Source organism: Pseudonocardia thermophila, from assembly GCF_900142365.1.
GTDB classification, from domain to species: domain Bacteria; phylum Actinomycetota; class Actinomycetes; order Mycobacteriales; family Pseudonocardiaceae; genus Pseudonocardia; species Pseudonocardia thermophila.
In genome coordinates this window covers 70,235-89,664 of sequence record NZ_FRAP01000010.1, presented here as the reverse complement: position 1 = coordinate 89,664, position 19,430 = coordinate 70,235, and the positions used below count along the sequence as shown (strand labels likewise).

Genomic DNA, 19,430 nt, shown 5'->3' with positions numbered 1-19,430 from the left:
CACCAGTCGGCATCTCAGTGTGAGGCACCAGCGGCTACCGTCGGGCGGTGGACCTGAGCGCGATCGCGGCCGTCCTGTTCGACATGGACGGCACCCTCGTCGACTCCGACGCCGCCGTCGAGCGGGCGTGGACGACCTGGGCGCACGAGCACGGAGCGGACCCGGGCGAGACCATCGCGGGCGCGCACGGCAGCCCGGCCGAGAACACGGTGCGGCGCATGCTCCCGCACCTGGACGAGGCGGGTGTGCGGAGGGCGGCGGACCGCCAGCTGGAGCTGCAGTACACCGACGTGTCCGACGTGGTGGCCCTGCCCGGCGCGGCCGAGCTGCTCGCGGACCTGGATGCGCGCGGTGTGCCGTGGACGATCGTGACCAGCGCGGACCGGCGGCTGGCGAAGGCGCGGCTGGACGCGGCCGGGCTCCCGCTACCGGCGTCGGCGGTGACGGTGGAGGAGATCAGCGCGGGCAAACCCGATCCCGAGGGCTTCCTGCTCGGGGCGCAGCGGCTCGGGGTGCCGCCGGAGCGGTGCCTGGTGGTGGAGGACTCGGCGCCCGGCATCGCCGCCGGCCGAGCAGCTGGCGCGGTGGTGGCGAGCCTGCGCGGGCTCCCGGCCGACGTCGTGCTCGGGTCACTCCGCGATCTCGTCGGCCGGGTCGGCGAGGAGTGACCGCGGGCGGACCTCAGGCAGCCTCGGCGCGGGAACCGGGTCGGGCTCTCCCTCCTCCAGCCGCAGCGGCAGGCCGAACAGCGGGAACCACGATGCGACATCGAGGAACGACGTGAAGCCGACGATCTTGCCCTCGCGGAGCTCCAGCACCTGCACGGCCCACGCGTCGTGGCCGTCGCCCTCGGCGGAGCGGCGGTACTGGCAGTACCCGGGCAGGCCGTTGACCCGCACCGGGACCAGCCGCGAGCCCGCGCAGCCCGCGCCGGGGCCCACCCACCAGGTGCGGATGTGCTCGACGCCGGTGAGCCACAGCGGGTACGGCGGCATGGACAGCACCGCGTCCTCGTGCAGCAGCGCCACCATCGCCTCGATGTCGTAGCGCTGGAACGCGTCGGCGTAGCGATCGAGCAGCTCCTGGTCCTGCTCGGCCAGCACATCGCCGCGATCGGTGTCGAGATCGGCCATGGTGGCGCGAGCCCGCTGCAGCGCACTGTTGACCCCGGCCACGGTGGTGCCGAGCAAGTCCGCCGCCTCCGCGGCGCTCCACTGCAGCACCTCCCGCAGGATCAGCACGGCCCGCTGCTTGGGCGGCAGGTGCTGCAGCGCCGCGAGGAAGGCCAGCCGGATCGACTCGCGCGCGACGGCCAGTTCGGCCGGGTCGCCGTCCTCGGGCACGACCAGCGCGTCGGGCATCGGCTGCAGCCAGGTGGCCTCGCCGCGCGGCTCACCGAGCTGGGACACCTCGGGCACGCCGGGGCCGCCGAGGTCCATCGGCCGGGCGCGGCGGTTGCGGCCCTCCAGCGCAGTGAGGCAGACGTTGGTGGCGATGCGGTACAGCCACGACCGGACCGACGAGCGCCCCTCGAACTTGTCGAAGGACTTCCACGCCCGGACCATCGTCTCCTGCACCGCGTCCTCGGCGTCGAACGACGAGCCGAGCATGCGGTAGCAGTAGCCGGTGAGCTCGGTGCGGTAGGCGGCGATCGCCTCCTCGATCGAGGTGACGTCGCTCCTGGTGGTCTCAGCCGTCAGATCGGTCATCCGTCGCTGCCCCCTCCGGACGTGTCGGGGCCACCCTAGAGGCCGGCGCCGACAATTCCGACCGCGAAGCAGCGGCCGCCCGCTCGAAGAACCGCCGCTCCGGCTCCGAACCCGCGCGCCGCGCAGCGTCGGCGTACGCCGCGGCCGCCTCCCGACCCCGGCCGAGCCGCCGCAGCAGGTCGGCGCGGACCGCGTGGAACTGGGCGTACCCGGCCAGGTCGCAGGCCAGTCCCGAGACGGCGGCGAGCGCGGTCGGCGGGCCGGTCACCTCAGCGAGGGCGACCGCGCGGTTCAGCGCCACCACCGGTGACGGGGCGAGCGCGAGCAACTGGTCGTAGAGCGCCAGGATCTGCCGCCAATCGGTGTCGCCCGCGGTCGCAGCGTCGGTGTGCACGGCCTGGATCGCCGCCTGCACCTGGTACGGGCCCGGTCGGCCGCGGCGCAGGCAGCGGCGCACCAGCTCGTGGCCTTCGACGATCGCCGCGCGGTCCCAGCGGCTGCGGTCCTGGTCGGCGAGCAGCACCCGCTCACCGGCGGCGTCGACGCGCGCGGCGCGGCGCGCGTCGGTCAGCAGCATCAGCGCGAGCAGGCCGAGCACCTCCGGCTCGTCGGGCATCAGCGCGGCCAGCAACCTGCCGAGCCGGATCGCCTCGGCGCACAGCTCGGGGCGCACCAGCCGCGGTCCGCCCGACGCCGTGTACCCCTCGTTGAACACCAGGTAGACGACGGCGAGCACGGCCTGCAGCCGGTCAGGCAGCTCCTCGGCGGCGGTACCCGGTACGGGATGCGCGCCTTGCGGATCTTCGCCTTCGCCCGCACCAGCCGCTGCGCCATGGTCGGCTCCGGCACCAGGAACGCCCGCGCGACCTCGGCGGTCGACAGCCCGCCCAGCAGGCGCAGCGTCAGCGCCACCCGGGCCGGCAGCGCCAGCGCGGGGTGGCAGCAGGTGAAGATCAGCCGGAGCTGGTCGTCGGGCAGTTCCTCGGCCGCGAGCACGGCGTCTTCCGGGGTCTGCGTCGGCTGCGGGACCAGGCGCGCCGCCGCAGCCCGGCGCTCGGCGCCGGTGGTCTCGCGCCGCAACCGGTCGATCGCGCGGTTGCGGGCGGTCGTGATGATCCAGCCCGCCGGGCTGGGCGGGATGCCGTCCCTCGGCCAGCAGCGCACCGCGGCCGCGAACGCCTCCGCCACCGCGTCCTCGGCCACGTCCAGGTCCCCGGTCACCCGGGCGAGCACGGCCACCGCCCGGCCGTGCTCGGCCCGGAAGATCCGCGCGATCGCGTCCGTGCTCACCAGGTGATCACCCGGTCGTCACGATCGGGCGCACCTCGACGGCCAGCGGCGTGATGATCGCCGTCAGCCGTCGGATCCAGGCCAGCGCCTCGTCGAGATCCTCGGCCGAGATCACCAGGAACCCGCCGAGGTGCTCCTTGGCCTCGGCGAACGGGCCGTCGGTCACGAGCACCTCGCCGTCGCGGGTGCGGACCACGGTGGCGGTCGACGGCCCGTGCAGGCCGACGGAGAACACCCACTTCCCGGCCGCCTTCAGGTCCGCGGTGAGCCGGTCCAGCTCGGCCATGACCGGCGCGAGCTCCTCCTCCGACGGGGTCTCCTCCGGCTGGTAGATGCTCAGCAGGTACTGCACGGTGCCTCCTCGGGTCATCCCTGTCACCCCCTGTACGAACGGGCGGCGCTCGGATCGACACGTCCGTGCGATCCTGGCCGGCGTGACCGTCGACGAGCTGGCCGAAGAACTCGCCCTGCACCCCGGCGACGTGCGCGTGCTGTTGGCGCAGCTCGACTCGCCCGTGCTGGACGGGGAGATCCCCGACGAGTTCGGCGGCGAGGTGCGCGACCGCGTCGACCACCTCTGCCTGCGCACCGTGCCCGAGTACTGGTGGCCGGGCACGGACCCGAACGCCGGCAAGGGCGCGACGAAGATGCGCTGACGCTCACTCCAGCAGCGGCAGCAGCCACGCTTCCTCATCGGCGAGGTGGCGCAGCAGCTCGGCGCTGAGCCGGTCCACCTCCGCGACGACGTCGGCCGGTTCGCCGTCGAGTGCCGCACGCAGGTCGGCGACCAGTGCGGCGGTGCGCTCGTGGTCCGCGCGCAGCCGCGCGATCAGCGGCTCCGCCTCCGGGAACCGGTCGGCCAGGTGCGGGAAGAGCACCTCGTCCTCGCCGGCGTGGTGGTTGCCCAGGCCGGCGCACAGGGTCAGGCAGTTGATCCGCAGCTGGGCGCCGATCGTCGGGCCGCCCGCGGTGGCCTCGCCGCGGATCAGCTCGAGCTCACGGCGGAACACCTCGTGCACCGCGCGCAGGACCTCGGCGGGCGAACCGGCCGGTGGGCCGGGCAGCATCTCCAGCGCGAACACCGGCAGCGTGCGGCCCGCGCGTTCCTGGTAGGCCGCCCAGCCGGGATCGGCCTCGGCGGCCCGGGCGAACGCGGCGTCGCGTTCGGCACCGATGAGCTCGACGGCGGTGACCTCGTAGGTCAGCCCGCCCGACTCGACGGTGGCCCGCGGGTTCGCGCGCAGGTTGTGCGCCCACGCCGGATCGCGGGGCGCGCCGCCCGCCGAGCCGATGACGAGCACGCGGCCGTCGCCGTCGGGGAGGTAGCCCAGGGGGACGGTGCGGCGGGCGCCCGTGCGGGCGCCGGTGGTGGTGAGCAGCAGCAGCCGGGCGTCGGCGAACCAGCCGCCGACCCGGCCGCGGTTGGCCCGGAACTCCGCGATGACCGGGCCGTTGACGTCGTGCATTCTCTCCTCTTCTCGGAACGGGGTGTCGTGGAGAAGAGGAGAGGCGGCGGGCCACGGGCCCGCCCTCGGGTCACGCCGTGGCCGGGCAACCGTTCCGCTCGCGGCCCGATGGGGCCGACCCGGCAGTCACGGCGATGACGTTAGCCGTCGGCGTGATCCGGGGCAAGGTGTCCCGGCCGCCGGGGGAGGACCCACCGGCGGGTGAGGCGCCCGGGTCCCGGCGCCCGCCGGCGTCCGTCGCCCGGCCGGTACCGCTGCGGTGGAAGCCGAGTTCGTCGCCGTCCCCGCCGCGGGTGGCGCGCTGGAGCAGGAGCAGCAGCACGAGACCGGCGACGACGAGGCTGTGCGCGACCAGTCGGCCCGGCTCGACGCCGCCGCGGGCCGCGTCGAGGACGCTGAGCACGGTCAGTACGCCGACGAACCCGGACAGCAGCGGCACGAGGCCGGACGGGCGACCGGTCCCGGTGGCGACCCACAGGAAGCCGATGGCGAGCGCGAGGTTCCAGGCCGCGCTCTCGTGGGTGAGGTGGGCGAGCCCGGCCCCGGCCAGCCGGTCCTCGTCGGCACCGGCGTGGTGACCTGCCGCGACGATCCCGCTGACCGCGAGCGCGAACTGGCCGAAGCCGATGGCGCCGAGGGCGATCCGCAGCGGTGCCGGGTGCAGCCGTCGCCGGGGCGCGGGCCCGGCCGCGGCGAGCACTGTATCGATCAAGTCGGGTCCTGGTTCAGCTGGCCGGGTGCGCAGGAGCCGGTTGACCCGGGCAGCCCGGTCGGCGAACTCGGCGCAGTCCGCGCACGTCTCCAGGTGCGCGTCGACGGCGGCCGCCTCGGCCGGCGACGCCTCGCCGTCGAGCCGGGCCGAGATCGCGTTGCGGAACTCCAGACACCCCACAACGGACAGGTCGTTCCCGCCGCCGAACGAGTTCCCGGGTTAGTCTCATCGGGTGCACGACCGGTTCGACGACGCCCGCCTCACGGCCTGCGCCGTCGCCGCAGGGGCCGGTGACCGGGCAGCGCTGGCCGAGTTCGTCCGGGCCACCCAGCGCGACGTGCACCGGTTCCTGAGCCATCTGGCGAGCCCCGCGGACGCAGACGACCTGGCCCAGGAGACCTACCTGCGGGCGCTCAGGGCGCTGCCCCGGTTCGCGGCTCGCTCCCCGGCCCGCACCTGGCTGCTCGCGATCGCCCGGCGCGTCGCGATCGACGCGGTGCGGACCGCGCAGCGCCGACCGCGCACCGACGGCGTCGACGACTGGGAGGCCGTGGCCGCCGCCGCAGCCGCCCGCCCCGGCGTGGTGCGATCGGCCGCCGACGAGGCGGTGGTGCTGCGCGCGCTCGTGGACGCGCTCGACCCGGACCGGCGTGAGGCGTTCGTCCTCACCCAGCTGCTCGACCTGAGCTACGCGGAGGCCGCCGAGGTGTGCGGGTGCCCGGTGGGCACGATCCGCTCGCGGGTCGCACGGGCCCGGGAGGACCTCGTCGAGGCGATGGCGGGCAGCTCGTCCGACCGCCAGGCCGAAGCCTGAGCCCCGGCCGGCGCGCGAGTCCGGCATTCCGCCCGGCGAGTCACGCGCACGGTGCAGCGAGTCCCGCGTTCGCCCGTGCCGGTCGTGCACTCCACCCGTGGGTCACGCGACTGGGCCGGTGGATGCGGCATTCGGCCGCGAGGCCGCGCCAGGCGCACCGCGCGGCCGGGGCTGACGCACGACGCGTCCGGGTTCCGGGTTCCGGGTTCCGGGTTCGTGTGTCGGAGTCCTGGGCCGCCCACCGGCCGAGGTGAGCGCGGTGGCCTGTTCTCCGTACTCGTCGACCCCGGACCCTGAACTCACCGGCCGGGTGCTACTCGCGGGCCTCCGGCTCGTTCGCCGGACTCGCCGCACGGCACGCAGGACTCGCTGCACGCAGGACTCACGCGACCGAACGCGCGACTCGCCGCGCCGCGCGCGACTCGCCGGGCCGGCCGCAGGACTCGCGCCGACCTGCGGGATAGGCCCGCATACCGGACGATGTGGACATGACCCAGTCCCTTCGCCGCCCGCTGTGGAGCCCTTCGTCGATCATCGCGCTGTTGGGTTTCGGGCTCGCGGTGGTGATCGTCGCCGTGGTGGGCGGCCTGGCCGTCGCCGCGCCGGACCAGCAGTACGCAGCGCTCGAGCAGCCGCCGTGGGCGCCGCCGCCGTGGTTGTTCGGGCCGGTGTGGACCGTCCTCTACGTCCTCATCGCGGTGTCCGGGTGGCTGGTGTGGCGGCGGGCCGGGCTCACCAGCCCCGCGCACGTCGTCTACGCGGTGCAGCTGCTGCTGAACATGGCCTGGACGCCGCTGTTCTTCGCCGCGGGCCTGATCGGGCCGGCGTTCGCCGAGATCGTGGTGCTGTGGATCGCCATCGTCGCGACGATCGTGCTGTTCGCACGCATCGACAAGATCGCCGCGTGGCTGCTCGTGCCGTACCTCGCCTGGGTGACGTTCGCGTCGGCGCTGAACCTGGCGATCTGGGTGCTCAACTGATCGAGGTGACGGAAGGGTGAGAACGGTCTTACCCCCTCGTCGTGCCCTTGTGCCCGCTGCGGGGAGAGTGCAGGCCAGGGCCTCGAGGCGATCCTGTTGGCCATGAGCGAGACGGCCACCCTGCAGCTCCCGACCTTCGAGCTGGCGATCCCCGCCACCAACGCGACGTCCCTGGCCCGCGCCACCAAGCGCGCCATCGACATCGTGGGCGCGCTGGTCGGCCTGGTGCTGGTGCTGCCGGTCCTGCTCGTCGCGGCGCTCGCCGTCCGGATCGAGGGCGGTCCGGGCGTCATCTTCCGCCAGACCCGGGTCGGCCAGCACGGCCGCCACTTCACGCTCTACAAGCTGCGCAGCCTCACGCCGGAGCCCGGCGAGGCCGATACCACGTGGAACATCGACCGTGACTCCCGCCTCGGCCCGGTCGGCCGGTTCATCCGCGCCACCGCGATCGACGAGCTGCCGCAGCTGGTCAACGTCCTCAAGGGCGACATGAGCCTCGTCGGCCCGCGCCCGGAGCGGCCGCACTTCGTCGAGAAGTTCTCCCGCGAGATCCCCGGCTACGCCGCCCGCCACCGGGTCCCGGTCGGCCTCACCGGCCTCGCCGTGGTGAAGGGTCTGCGCGGCGACACCTCGATCGCCGACCGCGCCGCCGTCGACAACGAGTACGCGGACAACTGGAGCCTCGGCCTCGACCTGCTGATCATGCTCCGCACGGTGCTCTACCTGATCAAGCACTGAGCTGGCGTCCCGGTGCCCCGGGCGCGATCGGGACACATCGTCCCTGGTCGCCGGGACGCACCCCGGGACACGGTGACGGCGTGGAATCACCGGTCCGAGAGGAAGACGCCGTGCACCCCGTTCCGACCCGTCCCGCCGTCCCCGTCGACGCCTCAGCCCGTGGCTGGGCGTGGGCCGGGGTGATCGCCGGCTTGCTGGGACCCGCCGTGCTGCTGGGCACCGCAGGCATCTACGCGCAGGAGGCGTGGGACAGCGGCGACAACACCGCGCTGGCCGGCTCGATCGCCGATCACACCGCCGTCGTGTGGGCCCACCAGGCCGCCGGCTTCGCCCTCGCCGCGCTGCTCATCGTGTTCGGGCTCGGTCTGCGCCGCCGGCTCGCCCCGGCGGGCGGTCTCGTGGCGGACGTCGCCGCGGCGGGAGTGCTGCTCACGGCCGTGGCGGTGTTCCTGGGCGCCGGGCTCGACACCGAGCTGTGGTGGGCGGTGCAGCCGGGCAGCACGAGCGACCCGGACACCGTGGGCGCGCTGCTCGCCGGGTACTCGACGATCGGCTGGCTGTGGGGAGGCCTCGCGGTGTCCGCTGCGGCGGTGGCCTACAGCGGGTTCGCGCGCGGCACCGTCGGCCGGGCGGTCGCCTGGGCGAGCGCCCTCCTCGCCGTCGTGGTCGTGGCGACCCAGGTCTTCCCCGTACAGTACATCTCGATCGTGCCCGGCGGCCTGTGGCTGGCCGTGATCGCCATCTGGGCCCTGCGCCGCGGGGCCCGCTCGGCAGACTGACGGCGTGAAGCTGGGTCCGGCCCCGGCCGCCGTGCTGCCGGGGCTCGTCGTGGTGCTGTGCGCCGTCACCGCGGTGCTGGCGGTCGATGCCGGGGAGTCGCCCGGCGCCCTGTGGGTGCTGCTGTTCGTGATCGCGTGCGCGGTGACGGGCGGGCTGGTGCTGTGGCACCGACCCGGCCATCCCGTCGGCGCGTTGCTCACCGGCTCGGCGATGTGCTTCGCCGTGCCGGAGGCGCTGGGCAGGCTCGCGCTGCGGTTCCCGGAGGGCTCGCTCGCCGCCGCGGTGCTGGGCTGGCCCCAGACCTGGCTGTGGGTGCCGGGGAACGCACTGCTGGCGCTGGTCCCGCTGGTGTTCCCCACCGGCGGCGTGCCCGCGCGGGCTCGGCCGCTCGTGCGGGTCTTCGCCGCGCTGGGCGTGGTGTGCGCGGCCGTGGCCGCGCTGCGCCCCGGCCCCGATGGCCAGCTCGGGGTACCGGCCCGGCCGAACCCGCTCGGTGTCCCCGCGCTCGCCGGCTTCGCCGATCTCGTCGCAGCCGGGTTCACGCTGATCTGCGGGGCGGTGCTGGTCGGCTCGACGATCGTGCTGATCCGGCGGTTCCTCCGCGCCGAACCCGGCAGCGACGCACGGCGCCGGCTCGCGTGGCCGGTGTGGGCGATCGGCGTGTCGGCCGTGGTGGTGCTGGCCCGCCTGGCCGCGGGGCTGACCGACGGCGAGCCGGGACCGTGGCCGACCGGGTCGCCGTTCTGGGAGGTTCTGGGTACGACCGCCGCGCTGATCCTCCCCGCATCGATCGGCATCGCGGTGGTCCGTCACCGCTTGCTCGACATCGAGGTGGTGATCGGTCGGACAGTCGTCCTCGTCGTGCTCTCCGCGACCGTCATCGGGATCTACCTGGCCGCAGTGGGGCTGGGCGGGTGGCTGCTGCGTCCGCTGCTGGGCCCGAGCGGAGAACCGACGGCGGGCCTGGCCGCGGTCGCGATCGCCGCGGTCGTGTTCGCGCCGCTGCGCACCTGGTTGCAGCGGCACGTCGACCGGCTGCTCTACGGTTCCCGCGGTGATCCCTACGCGGTGCTGGCCGGGCTCGGTCGCCGGTTGGAACTGGTGGCCGGCCCGTCCTCGCTCGCGACGATCGCCGCCACGGTGCGCGATGCGCTGCGACTGTCGTCGGTACGGATCGAGGTGGCCGGCCTCCCGGGTGCCGACGTGCAGGTCGGCACCGTCGACGACACCCGCGCCGAGGTGCTGGAGCTGACCGCGGGCGCCGAGTACGTCGGCCGGCTCGTGCTGGGTCCGCGAACGGGCGAGCGCGAACTCTCCGCGCGCGACCGGCGGCTGCTGCGCGACCTGTCCGGCCCCATCGCGAGCACGGTGCGGGCGGTCTGCGAGGCCGAACGCGCTCGCCTGCTGTCGCAGGACCTGCAGCGCTCCCGCGCGCACCTGGTCCGAGCCAGGGAGGAGGAGCGGCGCCGCCTGCGCCGGGATCTCCACGACGGGCTCGGGCCCACCCTGGCCGGTCTGGTCATGCGGGTCGACGCCGCGCAGGAGACGGGCGCCGGCCCGGCCGAGCTCGCGGAGATCGCCGAGCAGGCCCGGATCGCCCTGAGCGACGTCCGCCGCCTCGTCGACGGTCTGCGCCCGCCCGCGCTGGACACGCTCGGCCTCGCCGGTGCCGTGCAGGCCCACCTGCAGCGCCGCCCACCCGGCGCGGCCGCGATCCACGTCGACGTGCCCCTCGACCTGCCGCCCCTGTCCGCGGCGACCGAGGTCGCCGCGCTGCGCATCGTCACCGAAGCAGTCGCGAACGCGGATCGGCACGCCCGCGCCTCCCAGGTGTCGGTGCGGCTGGCGATGGACGGCGACGACCTGCACGTCACGGTCACCGACGACGGGATCGGCCTCCCCGAGCACCCGCGACCAGGCGTCGGCCTGGGCTCGATGGCCGAGCGCGCCGCCGAGCTGGGCGGTCGTGCCACGATCACCCCGGCCCCCGGCGGCGGCACACGGGTGCACGCCGTGCTGCCCGCCGGCTCACCGGCCGATCCGGCGACGGACACGGAAGGAGTCGCGGGTGGACCGCATCCGGACCTTGCTCGTGGATGATCACGCCCCGTTCCGCGCGGGCCTGCGGACCCTCCTCGCGACCGCCGACGACATCGAGGTCTGCGGCGAGGCCGCGACCGGCGAAGAGGCCGTCGCCGCGGTCGTCGCCCTCCATCCCGACGTGGTCATGCTCGACCTCACGATGCCCGGCGCAGGCGGCATCGAGGCGACCAAGCAGATCGTCGCCGCCAGCCCGCACGCCCGCGTGCTCGTCCTCAGCATGTCCGGCGACGACCACTCCGTGCTCGCCGCGCTCCGCGCCGGCGCCCGCGGCTACCTGCTCAAGGGGGCGGCCCGCGCCGAGATCCTGCGCGCGATCCGCACCGTCGCGAGCGGCGAGGCCATCTTCGGCGCCCCCGTCGCCAGCCGCCTGCCCGCCCTCCTCGCCCCCACCGAACCGACACCGCCACCGTTCCCGCAGCTCAGCGCCCGCGAACGCGACATCCTCTCCGGCCTGGCCGCAGGCTTGACGAACGCCCGCATCGCCGCCCGCCTCGGCCTGAGCGAGAAGACCGTCCGCAACCAGGTCTCGGTGGTCCTCGCCAAGCTCGGCGTCGCCGACCGCACCGAGGCGGCCGACCGCGCGCGAGCAGCCGGAATGGGGCCGCACGCGTTCCCGACCTCGTCGGCTGCACCCTCCTGACCAGGGCATACGCCCGGCGGCGTGACCTCCTCCCGCCGCTTTCCGAAAAGGGAACTGATCGATCCGATGTCCCGGGCGACGTTGTGGAGAGCGCACCATCCGCTCCCGTTCTCGGAACCGGTACGACCACCATCCCGATGCCGGTTCCGGTGATCTATGCACTGGATCGGCAACACCGCGGCGCGGAGCCGAACAGCGCCCGCCGCCGCGAGCCTCGATGGTCGTCGAAATCGGTGCGCTGAAGATCCGCCCGATGGCCTGCGCACCGTCTGCTCACCGTTTGTCATCGGCGATCAGCGCGACCGGAATCGGACGACGGCCGGGACGGGATCAGCGAGTCGGGATCCAGCAGGGATTCGACCTGGATCTCGGCGTTCCACGTCGTCGGCGTGAACCTGATCAGGTTCGGCGAGAGGCGACGGCGCGACGGGAGAGCTTCACGAGAGAAACACCGGTAGATGCGGTCCACTTCAACTGCGGGCCCGGTACCCCGGACCGCCCCACACCACTCGACCGACCTCTACCGAAGGTGACCCACCGATCGCGCGCGTCGACGACTGCGGGGGAGGCGCGCAGCGGCCCGCGGAGGAACGAAGCGGGGCCGCGAGCACCGCGCGAGCGGCTCACCAGGCCGCGAGCCCGCTCGGATGCAGAGCCGTCGTCGGCTGGGCGCGCGCCGCGATCCAGCGACGCAGGAGCCTGTCGCGATCAGCCGGCACTCCTGCCCCGATCATCCCCTGGGCCGAGAACCGCAACTCGGCGTCACAGATGCCGCAACTCGCCGCGGAGCAGAGCCCGACGTCCGGGAAACCCACCCACCACCAGAATGACCGGGTGCACACGCCTACCCGCCCCGACCTCCCCGCGCTGGCCCTGTTCCTGCTCGTCTCCTTCCTCGGCGCCTGGCTGGTCGCCAGCCCCCTCTGGCTCAGCGGTCAGGGCCTGGCCACCCCCGGCTCGACGGTCCTGCTGATCGCGATGATGTTCACCCCGTCCCTCGGGGTCCTGGCCGTCCGCCTCACCCTCCGCCGTAACCGCCCCAACCCACCGACCGGCTTCCGCTCCCCGGGTATCCGCCGCTGGTGGGGCTGGGCCCTGGTCGCCTGGCTCGCGCCCCTCGCGATCACCGTGCTGTCGCTCGTGCTCGCCACCGCGGTGGGGAGCTACGAGCCGGACTTCACCCTCTCCGGCCTCAGCCAGCTGATCGAGCAGCAGACCGGCGCGCCGCTGCCCGTCTCCCCCTGGACGATCGTCATCGCGCAGCTGGTCAGCTCACTCGTCATCGGGTGGCTCAACGTGATCCCCGCACTCGGTGAGGAATGGGGCTGGCGCGGCTGGCTGCTGCCGGAGCTGCTCGGGCTCGGGACGTGGCCGGCGTTGATCATCAGCGGGGTCGTGTGGGGTCTGTGGCACGCGCCGGTCATCCTGCTCGGCTACAACTACCCGAACCACCACCCGGTGGTGGGCCTGCTCCTGATGGTGTGCTTCTGCACGGCCCTCTCCGTCGTGCTCGGGTGGATGCGCCTGCGGTCGGAGAGCGTGTGGCCCGCCGCCATCGGGCACGCGTTCGTGAATGCCGCGGCGGGGCTGCCGGTGCTGTTCGTCGCCGCCGGGGCGGAGATCGACAACGCGAGCGTCGGACTGCTCGGCTGGACGGGGTGGGTCATCACTGGAATCGCCTTCCTCGCCGGGTGGCGACTGACGAAGTCCCGCACACCGGACCCGGCTCCCTGATCGGGAGATCAGCCGTATCGATCTCGATTCCGCAACCGGAGATCGCGATCACCGGCAGAGCGCGATCCCGAGCCGCGCGCCGTGGCACGCCGCCTCGACGCGGTTGCGGCACCCCGTCTTCGCCAGCACGTGTTCGACGTGGGTCGCGACGGTGCGGGCGCCGATGCCGTACTGCTCGCCGATCTCGGGGTTGGTGAGGCCGTGGGCGAGCCCGGCCAGCACCTGCATCTCGCGGACGCTCAGGCCGGACGGCGGCGGCACCCGGCGGTGGAGCACGACGACGTCGCGGCCGGAGGCGTAGACCTCGACGGCGTGAACGGTGTCGCGCTCGACGAGGTGGAGGTGCTCAGCCGGTTCGCCGCGGCCGACCCGGCGCACAGCGGCGGCGAGGGCGGGTGCGGCGTCGACGAGGTCCGGGCGGGCGCCCGGGGTGAGCGGGTGGCGGGCGCCATCGGGTCGCACGAGGAAGCCCTGGGTGACACCGTCGTGCAAGCGGCTGGTGGGGGCGCCGGTCGACTCGACCGGGTCCAGTGCTGCGCCGAAGTCGGAGCCGAGCAGGTCGAGCAGGCCGACCACGTCCTCGTCGAAGGTGCCGCCCCGCTCCGCGCTCGCGTTGAGCATGCCGACGTAGCGGCCGTCGGGCGCGAACAGGCAGTAGGTGAGGCCGTCGCGGAAGCCGCCCGCGTGGATGACCCGCTCGAAGATCGGGCCGTGGCGGCGGGGCGGGTCGATGTCCTCGATGCGGGTCGGCTCGCGGTTGGCCCGCACCTCCACGAACAACGGGTCGTACTGCATCTCCTCGTCGAAGAACCCGGTGAAGGTGCTCGGGTAGGACGAGGCGAGGGTCCGGTGCTTGCCCTTGACGGGGTCCCAGGCCGAGAGCGACACGCAGTCCGCAGGCACGACGGCGGTCAGCGCGTCGAGGGCGGCGGCGGCCGACCCCGGTGTGCGGCTGCCGTGTCGCCGCAGCAGGGACCGCAGTTCCCGGGCCGCGGTCACAGCGGACATGCCCCCACGTTACGGCCAGGTGACGCGCATCCGTCAACTGACGGATCCCGCCGCGCCGACGCCGACCTAGCTTCGCGATCGTCCACCGACGCGAGGAGGATCACATGTCCGACGAGATCGCCTGGATGCCTGCGACGGAGCTGGCGGCCAAGGTCAAGGCTCGCGAACTCTCTCCGACCGAGATCGCGACCGCGGTGTTGGACCGCGTCGACCGGGTCAACCCGAAGCTCAACGCGATCATCCACCTCGACCGCGACCAGGTGCTGCGCGACGCCGAGGAGCTGACCAAGGCCGTCACCCGCGGTGACGAGCTCGGCCCGCTGCACGGCGTCCCGTTCACCATCAAGGACCTGACCAACGTGGCGGGTGTGCCGACCACCTTCGGGTTGATCCCGATGAAGGACAACGTCGCCTCCGAGGACGCCGTGATCGTCAAGCGGCTGCGCGCGGCGGGCGGCCTCTACCTCGGCAAGACCAACACACCGGAGAGCGGCTACTACGGCGGCACCGAGAACCACCTCTTCGGCGCCACCCACAACCCGTGGAAACTCGGCCACAGCGCCGGTGGCTCCAGTGGTGGGGCGGCCTCCGCCGTCGCCGCCGGCCTCGGCCCGCTCGCCGAGGGCAGCGACGGGGCCGGGTCCGTCCGCATCCCGTCCGCACTGTGCGGCGTCGTCGGACTCAAGCCGACCACCGGCATCGTGCCGCAGACGATCCTCGCCGGGCGCTACTACCACTGGGCCTACCACGGCCCGATCACCCGCACGGTCGCCGACAACGCGCTGATGCTCGACGTCGTCGCCGGTCAGGACGACGCGGACCCGCTGTCCGTGCCGCGGGTCGAGCAGTCCTACCAGACCGCGCTCGAGGGCGACGTCCGCGGGCTGCGCGTTGCGTTCTCGCCCGATCTCGGCATCGGTTCGCACGTCGAGCCGGAGGTCCTCGAGATCGTCCGCCGCGTCCTGCCGACGCTGCAGGAGCTGGGTGCCACGGTCACCGAGGCGACCCCGCCCGGGTGGGAGAACGCGATGGAGGCCATGTGGAACGGCATCTGGGTGCCGGGCTTCGCCTCCGAGCACGACCTGTTCGACTGGAAGTCGCTGCGCGGCCAGGTCGACGACCAGCTCATCGAGCTGATGGCCGAGGGCGAGCGGCTCACCGGTGTGGACGTGGGCCGTGCCGACGTCTACCGCGGCGCCATGTACGACTCGTGGACGACGTGGATGAACGACTTCGACGTCGTCGTCTCCCCGACGGTGGGCAGCGCGGCGCAGCCGCACGGCCGGTTCGCTCCCCCGTCGCTGGACGGTAAGCCGCTGCGCGACCAGCTGCTCGGCTGGCTGGTGACCTACCCGTACAACATGCTGGGCAACCCGGCCATCACGGTGCCTGCCGGGTTCACCGCCGACGGGCGGCCGGTCGGCGTGCAGATCGCTGCCCGCCACTTCCAGGACGCGCTGGTGCTGCGGGTCGCGGCGAACCTGGAGCAGGCGCGGCCGTGGGCGGACCGCAAGCCGGAGCTCTGATCAGCCGAGCGACCCCGAACCCTCCCGGAGGCACGCCACCCGGTGCTGCCCGGTCACCGCGGTGAGCGCGGGATCCACGGCCGCGCACTCGGCCACCGCGATCGGGCAGCGGGTGCGGAACCGGCAGCCCGAAGGCAGGTCGACCGGGCTCGGCGGCTCGCCCGCGACGACGATCCGTTCGCGGCGAGCCGCCGCCTCCGGGTCCGGCTGCGGCACGGCGGAGAGCAGCACCCGCGTGTAGGGGTGGCGTGGATCACCCATCACCTCGTCGACCGGCCCGTCCTCCACGATCCGCCCCAGGTACATCACCGCGACGCGGTGGGCGAGGTGCTTGATCGTGGTGACGTCGTGCGAGATGAGCACCACCGCCTGGCCGCCGTCGTCCTGCAGGCGCAGCAGCAGGTTGAGGATCTCCGAGCGGGTGGACAGGTCGAGCGCTGACGTGGGCTCGTCCGCGATCAGCACCCTGGGACCCACTGCCAGCGCCCGCGCGATGCAGACGCGCTGGCGCTGCCCGCCGGAGAGCATGCTCGGGTACCGGTCGACGAGGCCCGGATCCAGCGCGACCCGCTCCAGCAGCTCGGCCGCCGCCGCGGCCATGTCCGCGCGGCCGATCCGGCCGTGCACGAGCAGCGGCTCGGCGACGGCGTGGCCGATCGTCTTCGTCGGGTCCAACGCGGACCACGGGTTCTGGAAGATCATCTGCAGGTCGGCGCGGGCGCGGCGCAGCTCCTCGCCGCGGACCTCGGTGAGGTCGCGGCCGGCGACGACGACCCGGCCGGCGTCGGGCCGCACGAGTCGCGCGACGATCCGGCCGACGGTGCTCTTGCCCGAGCCCGACTCGCCGACGACGCCGAGCGTGCGCCCGGGTGCGACGGCGAGATCCACTCCGTCGACGGCGTGCAGCCGCTCGGTGACGCGGCCGAGCAGGTTGCGCCGCAGCGGGAACGACTTCACCAGCCCGCTCGCGGACAGGACCGGCTCCGGCTCGGCCGTCCGCCCGGCCTTCGCGACGGCGACGACGTCGGCGTTCGTCACGTGCGCCTCCTCGGCGTGAGCTCTCCCGCCGCGACCCGGTCGCAGAGGGTGAAGTGGTCGCCGTCGGCGCCGCCGTGCTGCGGTTCGGCGCAGGTCGCGACCGCGTGTGCGCAGCGCGGCCGGAACCGGCAGCCCGCGGGGAACGCGCCGCTGGGCGGCACCCGCCCGGGGATCGTCGTGAGCACGGTGCGGGCCTGGCCGGCCTGCGGGACGGCGCCGAGCAGGGCCGCCGTGTAGGGATGGCGCGGCGCGGCGAACAGCGCCCGGGTCCCGGCCCGCTCCACGACGTGGCCCGCGTACATGACGACGACGTCCGCGCAGAACTCCGCCACGACACCGAGATCGTGGGTGACGAAGAGGATGCCGAGGCCGAGATCGCGCTGCAGGTCGGCGAGCAGCGCCAGGATGTCGGCCTGGACGGTGACGTCGAGCGCGGTCGTCGGCTCGTCGGCGAGCAGCATCGCCGGCTCGCAGGCGATCGCGGACGCGATCATCACCCGCTGCTGCATGCCGCCGCTCAGCTCGTGGGGGTACGCCCGGGCCCGGCGGGCGGCGTTGGGGATCCCGACCCGGTCGAGCAGCTCCACGGCCTTCGCGCGGGCGGCGCGACGGGACTCGCCCAGGTGCAGCCAGCGCGCCTCGCCGATCTGGTCACCGACCGGCATCGTCGGGTTCAGGCTGCTCATCGGCTCCTGGAAGATCGCGCCGACGGTGCGGCCGCGCAGGTCGCGCAGCGTCCGCTCGGACGCCTGCAGCACGTCGACGCCGTCGAGCACGATCGAGCCGCCCGCCACCCGCATCCGCGCGGGCAGCAGACCGAGCACGGCGAGCGACGTGATCGTCTTGCCGCAGCCGGACTCCCCGATCAGCGCCACCGACCGGCCCGGCAGGACGTCGAAGCTCACATCCTGCACGAGCGCGGGCTGGCGGGGTTCACCGAGGTAGTCGATGGTGAGGTCACGCACCGAGAGGATCGGCCGGACATCCGGGGCGACGGCGGTCGCCGTCGCCGCACCGGCGGTCTTCGACGTGCTCACGCGCGCCTCCCGGCGGCGATGACGTCGCGCAGGGTGTCGCCCAGCACGTTGAAGCACAGCACGGTGAGCGCGAGCGCCGCACCGGGTGCCACCGCGCCGAACGGGTCGCGGAACTGGTTCTGGTAGGCGTCGGCGAGCATGGAGCCCCAGCTGCTGTCCGGCGGCTGCACACCCAGCCCGATGAAGCTCAGCCCGGCCTCCGCCAGCAGCGCGACGCCCATGAGGATCGTGACCTGCACCAGCATCGGCGCGGCGACGTTGGGCAGCAGGTGCACCCACACCATGCGGCGGGTGGTGCAGCCGATCGACTCGGCGGACTCCATGAACGTCTCGCGGGACGTGGCGAGCGCGGCGCCGCGCACCACGCGGAACAGGCTCGGCGCGAACGCGATCCCGACGGCGATCATCGAGTTGACCAGGCCGGGCCCGAGGATCGCGATGATCGCCATGGCGAGCGCGAGCGCGGGCAGGCTCATCACTGCGTCGGCGAGCCGACCAGCGACCGCGTCGATCGCACCGCGGCGCAACCCGGCCAGCAGCGCCGTGGGCACGCCGATCACGGCGGCCGTCCCGACCGCGATCAGCGGTGCGACCAGCGCGATCTGCGCGGCGGTCATCATCCGGCTCAGCACGTCGCGGCCGAACTCGTCGGTGCCCAGCCAGTGCTCGGCGCTCGGGCCGGAGAACCGGTTGGCGAGGTTCTGCGCGGCCGGGTCGTAGGGCACGACGAGCGGGGCAGCGACGGCCAGGAACAGCAGCAGCGCGAGGAACGCGAGCGCGGAGAGAGCGGCCGGGCTGCGGAAGAACGCGCGGGCGGCCGTCCGCATCGGCGACCGGTTGGGCAGCGCGGACGCGGCGACGGGCCGATCGACCGGCACCGGTGCCGGGGAGAGGGTGGTCACGCGGCACGCACCTTCGGGTTGACCCACTGGTAAGCGAGATCGACGACCAGGTTGATGCCGACCATGACGACGGCGGCGAACAGCACGTAGCCCTGGATCATCGTGTAGTCGCGGTCGAGCACGGCTCGCAGCGCGAGCGTGCCGATGCCGCTCATGCCGGCCACCGTCTCGACGATGATCACACCGCCGAGCAGGTGCCCGGCCTGCAGACCGATCACGGTGATGACCGGGATGGAAGCGTTGCGCAGGACGTGCCGGCGCACCAGCACGGATCCGGAGGCACCGCGGGCCCGCGCCGTGCGCACGTACGGTTCGGCGAGGACGTCAGCGACCGAGCCGCGGGCCTGCCGGGCGATCTGCGCGGCGGTGGCCAGCGCCAGCGCTGCCCCGGGCAGCAGGACGTGCTGCAGCCAGCGGGCCGGGTCCTCGCTGAACGGCGCGTACCCCGTCGCCGGGAGCAGGTGCAGCTTCATCGCGAAGATCGAGATGAGCAGCATCGCCACCCAGAAGCCGGGCATCGCGATGCCGAGCGTCGCCAGGGTGCTCACCACCCGGTCGATCCACGTGCCCTGGCGCAGCCCGGCGACCACGCCGGCGGTGACGCCGAGCACGACGGCCAGCACGAGCGCGACCAGCGTGATCGACAACGTGGCGGGCGCGGCCTGCAGGATCGTCTGCGCGACCGGCCGGGGCGAGGTCAGCGACATGCCGAGATCGCCCTGCAGGACCCCGCCGAGCCAGCGTAGGTACTGCGTCAGCAGCGGCTGGTCCAGACCGAGCTGGGCTCGGACGGCCTCGACCAGTTCGGGCGTGGCCTGCTCACCGGCGACCGTGCGCGCGGGATCGCCCGGGATGAGCCGAACCATCAGGAAGGTCATGACCGAGACGATCCACAGCACGACCAGCCCGGCGGCGAGGCGCCGGACGACGAGGGTGAGGCTCACGACGCCACC

The 19,430-nt window shown here is 73.9% G+C and carries 19 protein-coding genes and 1 pseudogene; 10 read left to right on the top strand and 10 right to left on the bottom strand.

Features of this window, described 5'->3' with window-relative positions; all coding sequences use genetic code 11:
• Window positions 1-47 precede the first annotated feature (47 nt).
• A complete protein-coding gene (locus tag BUE41_RS14380) occupies window positions 48-668 on the top strand; it encodes an HAD-IA family hydrolase (RefSeq protein WP_073457595.1) in 621 nt (206 codons plus the stop codon).
• Here the strand turns inward: BUE41_RS14380 and BUE41_RS14375 are convergent.
• The 3 genes and pseudogenes from BUE41_RS14375 to BUE41_RS14365 form a co-directional block, all read right to left on the bottom strand.
• Window positions 630-1,709 carry a sigma-70 family RNA polymerase sigma factor gene (locus BUE41_RS14375; RefSeq protein WP_073457594.1) on the bottom strand — a complete coding sequence of 360 codons (1,080 nt, stop codon included), beginning with the start codon at window positions 1,707-1,709 and terminating at the stop codon, window positions 630-632. The genes BUE41_RS14380 and BUE41_RS14375 overlap by 39 nt on opposite strands.
• Window positions 1,690-3,002: pseudogene (locus BUE41_RS14370) on the bottom strand (RNA polymerase sigma factor). Before BUE41_RS14370 ends, BUE41_RS14375 begins: the two are co-directional and overlap by 20 nt.
• Before the next feature lie 4 nt (window positions 3,003-3,006).
• The gene (locus BUE41_RS14365) at window positions 3,007-3,369 is read right to left on the bottom strand and encodes a YciI family protein (protein WP_073457593.1); all 363 of its coding nucleotides are present in this window, start codon (window positions 3,367-3,369) and stop codon (window positions 3,007-3,009) included.
• A gap of 64 nt (window positions 3,370-3,433) precedes the next feature.
• On the opposite strand from BUE41_RS14365, the gene BUE41_RS14360 reads away from it, so the two are divergent.
• Window positions 3,434-3,655, top strand: a complete 222-nt coding sequence (locus BUE41_RS14360; RefSeq protein ID WP_073457592.1) for a hypothetical protein — start codon at window positions 3,434-3,436, stop codon at window positions 3,653-3,655.
• A 3-nt stretch (window positions 3,656-3,658) separates the two neighbouring features.
• Here BUE41_RS14360 and BUE41_RS14355 read toward each other — a convergent pair whose 3' ends face one another.
• Both BUE41_RS14355 and BUE41_RS14350 read right to left on the bottom strand, forming a co-directional pair.
• Complete coding sequence (locus BUE41_RS14355; RefSeq protein WP_073457591.1) at window positions 3,659-4,465, bottom strand: nitroreductase/quinone reductase family protein; 807 nt, start codon at window positions 4,463-4,465, stop codon at window positions 3,659-3,661.
• A 70-nt stretch (window positions 4,466-4,535) separates the two neighbouring features.
• The gene (locus BUE41_RS14350) at window positions 4,536-5,357 is read right to left on the bottom strand and encodes a zf-HC2 domain-containing protein (RefSeq protein WP_073457590.1); all 822 of its coding nucleotides are present in this window, start codon (window positions 5,355-5,357) and stop codon (window positions 4,536-4,538) included.
• A 52-nt stretch (window positions 5,358-5,409) separates the two neighbouring features.
• Between BUE41_RS14350 and BUE41_RS14345 the strand changes: the two genes are divergently transcribed.
• The 7 genes from BUE41_RS14345 (at window position 5,410) to BUE41_RS14310 (ending at window position 12,966) form a co-directional block, all read left to right on the top strand.
• Window positions 5,410-5,991 (top strand): sigma-70 family RNA polymerase sigma factor, encoded by a 582-nt coding sequence (locus tag BUE41_RS14345; RefSeq protein ID WP_073457589.1) that lies wholly within the window; start codon window positions 5,410-5,412, stop codon window positions 5,989-5,991.
• Window positions 5,992-6,479: 488 nt separating this feature from the next.
• Window positions 6,480-6,971 (top strand): TspO/MBR family protein, encoded by a 492-nt coding sequence (locus tag BUE41_RS14340; RefSeq protein WP_073457588.1) that lies wholly within the window; start codon window positions 6,480-6,482, stop codon window positions 6,969-6,971.
• Between the two features lie 102 nt (window positions 6,972-7,073).
• The gene (locus tag BUE41_RS14335; RefSeq protein ID WP_073457587.1) at window positions 7,074-7,709 is read left to right on the top strand and encodes a sugar transferase; all 636 of its coding nucleotides are present in this window, start codon (window positions 7,074-7,076) and stop codon (window positions 7,707-7,709) included.
• Between the two features lie 110 nt (window positions 7,710-7,819).
• Window positions 7,820-8,488 carry a hypothetical protein gene (locus BUE41_RS14330; protein WP_143172157.1) on the top strand — a complete coding sequence of 223 codons (669 nt, stop codon included), beginning with the start codon at window positions 7,820-7,822 and terminating at the stop codon, window positions 8,486-8,488.
• Window positions 8,489-8,492: 4 nt separating this feature from the next.
• Window positions 8,493-10,589: a sensor histidine kinase gene (locus tag BUE41_RS14325; protein WP_073457585.1), complete on the top strand. Its 2,097-nt coding sequence runs from the start codon at window positions 8,493-8,495 to the stop codon at window positions 10,587-10,589.
• Window positions 10,558-11,232, top strand: a complete 675-nt coding sequence (locus tag BUE41_RS14320) for a response regulator (protein ID WP_200803897.1) — start codon at window positions 10,558-10,560, stop codon at window positions 11,230-11,232. The genes BUE41_RS14325 and BUE41_RS14320 overlap by 32 nt, the downstream gene beginning before the upstream one ends.
• Before the next feature lie 834 nt (window positions 11,233-12,066).
• Window positions 12,067-12,966 (top strand): CPBP family intramembrane glutamic endopeptidase, encoded by a 900-nt coding sequence (locus tag BUE41_RS14310; protein WP_073457583.1) that lies wholly within the window; start codon window positions 12,067-12,069, stop codon window positions 12,964-12,966.
• Window positions 12,967-13,014: 48 nt separating this feature from the next.
• Here the strand turns inward: BUE41_RS14310 and BUE41_RS14305 are convergent, their stop codons facing one another.
• Window positions 13,015-13,974 (bottom strand): LuxR C-terminal-related transcriptional regulator, encoded by a 960-nt coding sequence (locus BUE41_RS14305; protein WP_073457582.1) that lies wholly within the window; start codon window positions 13,972-13,974, stop codon window positions 13,015-13,017.
• 104 nt (window positions 13,975-14,078) lie between these two features.
• Here BUE41_RS14305 and BUE41_RS14300 point away from each other — a divergent pair, with 104 nt between their 5' ends.
• Window positions 14,079-15,500: an amidase gene (locus BUE41_RS14300; RefSeq protein WP_073457581.1), complete on the top strand. Its 1,422-nt coding sequence runs from the start codon at window positions 14,079-14,081 to the stop codon at window positions 15,498-15,500.
• Here the strand turns inward: BUE41_RS14300 and BUE41_RS14295 are convergent, their stop codons facing one another.
• From BUE41_RS14295 to BUE41_RS14280, 4 genes are read right to left on the bottom strand one after another with little or no spacing between them, the layout of a single operon-like run.
• Window positions 15,501-16,538, bottom strand: coding sequence for an ABC transporter ATP-binding protein (locus tag BUE41_RS14295; RefSeq protein WP_073457580.1), 1,038 nt, complete (start codon window positions 16,536-16,538; stop codon window positions 15,501-15,503).
• Entirely contained in the window at window positions 16,535-17,575 is a 1,041-nt protein-coding gene (locus BUE41_RS14290) for an ABC transporter ATP-binding protein (RefSeq protein ID WP_073457579.1), read from the bottom strand. The genes BUE41_RS14295 and BUE41_RS14290 overlap by 4 nt, the downstream gene beginning before the upstream one ends.
• A complete protein-coding gene (locus tag BUE41_RS14285) occupies window positions 17,572-18,477 on the bottom strand; it encodes an ABC transporter permease (protein WP_143172156.1) in 906 nt (301 codons plus the stop codon). Before BUE41_RS14285 ends, BUE41_RS14290 begins: the two co-directional genes overlap by 4 nt.
• Window positions 18,474-19,421 (bottom strand): ABC transporter permease, encoded by a 948-nt coding sequence (locus BUE41_RS14280; RefSeq protein WP_073457578.1) that lies wholly within the window; start codon window positions 19,419-19,421, stop codon window positions 18,474-18,476. Before BUE41_RS14280 ends, BUE41_RS14285 begins: the two co-directional genes overlap by 4 nt.
• Window positions 19,422-19,430: the final 9 nt, after the last annotated feature.

What these genes read in the sequence shown, in the direction of transcription:
- BUE41_RS14340 (WP_073457588.1), top strand. Translation starts at nt 6,480, where the DNA reads ATGACCCAGTCCCTTCGCCGCCCGCTGTGGAGCCCTTCGTCGATCATC.
- BUE41_RS14300 (WP_073457581.1), top strand. Translation starts at nt 14,079, where the DNA reads ATGTCCGACGAGATCGCCTGGATGCCTGCGACGGAGCTGGCGGCCAAG.
- BUE41_RS14335 (WP_073457587.1), top strand. Translation starts at nt 7,074, where the DNA reads ATGAGCGAGACGGCCACCCTGCAGCTCCCGACCTTCGAGCTGGCGATC.
- BUE41_RS14365 (WP_073457593.1), bottom strand. Translation starts at nt 3,369, where the DNA reads ATGACCCGAGGAGGCACCGTGCAGTACCTGCTGAGCATCTACCAGCCG.
- BUE41_RS14375 (WP_073457594.1), bottom strand. Translation starts at nt 1,709, where the DNA reads ATGACCGATCTGACGGCTGAGACCACCAGGAGCGACGTCACCTCGATC.
- BUE41_RS14305 (WP_073457582.1), bottom strand. Translation starts at nt 13,974, where the DNA reads ATGTCCGCTGTGACCGCGGCCCGGGAACTGCGGTCCCTGCTGCGGCGA.
- BUE41_RS14355 (WP_073457591.1), bottom strand. Translation starts at nt 4,465, where the DNA reads ATGCACGACGTCAACGGCCCGGTCATCGCGGAGTTCCGGGCCAACCGC.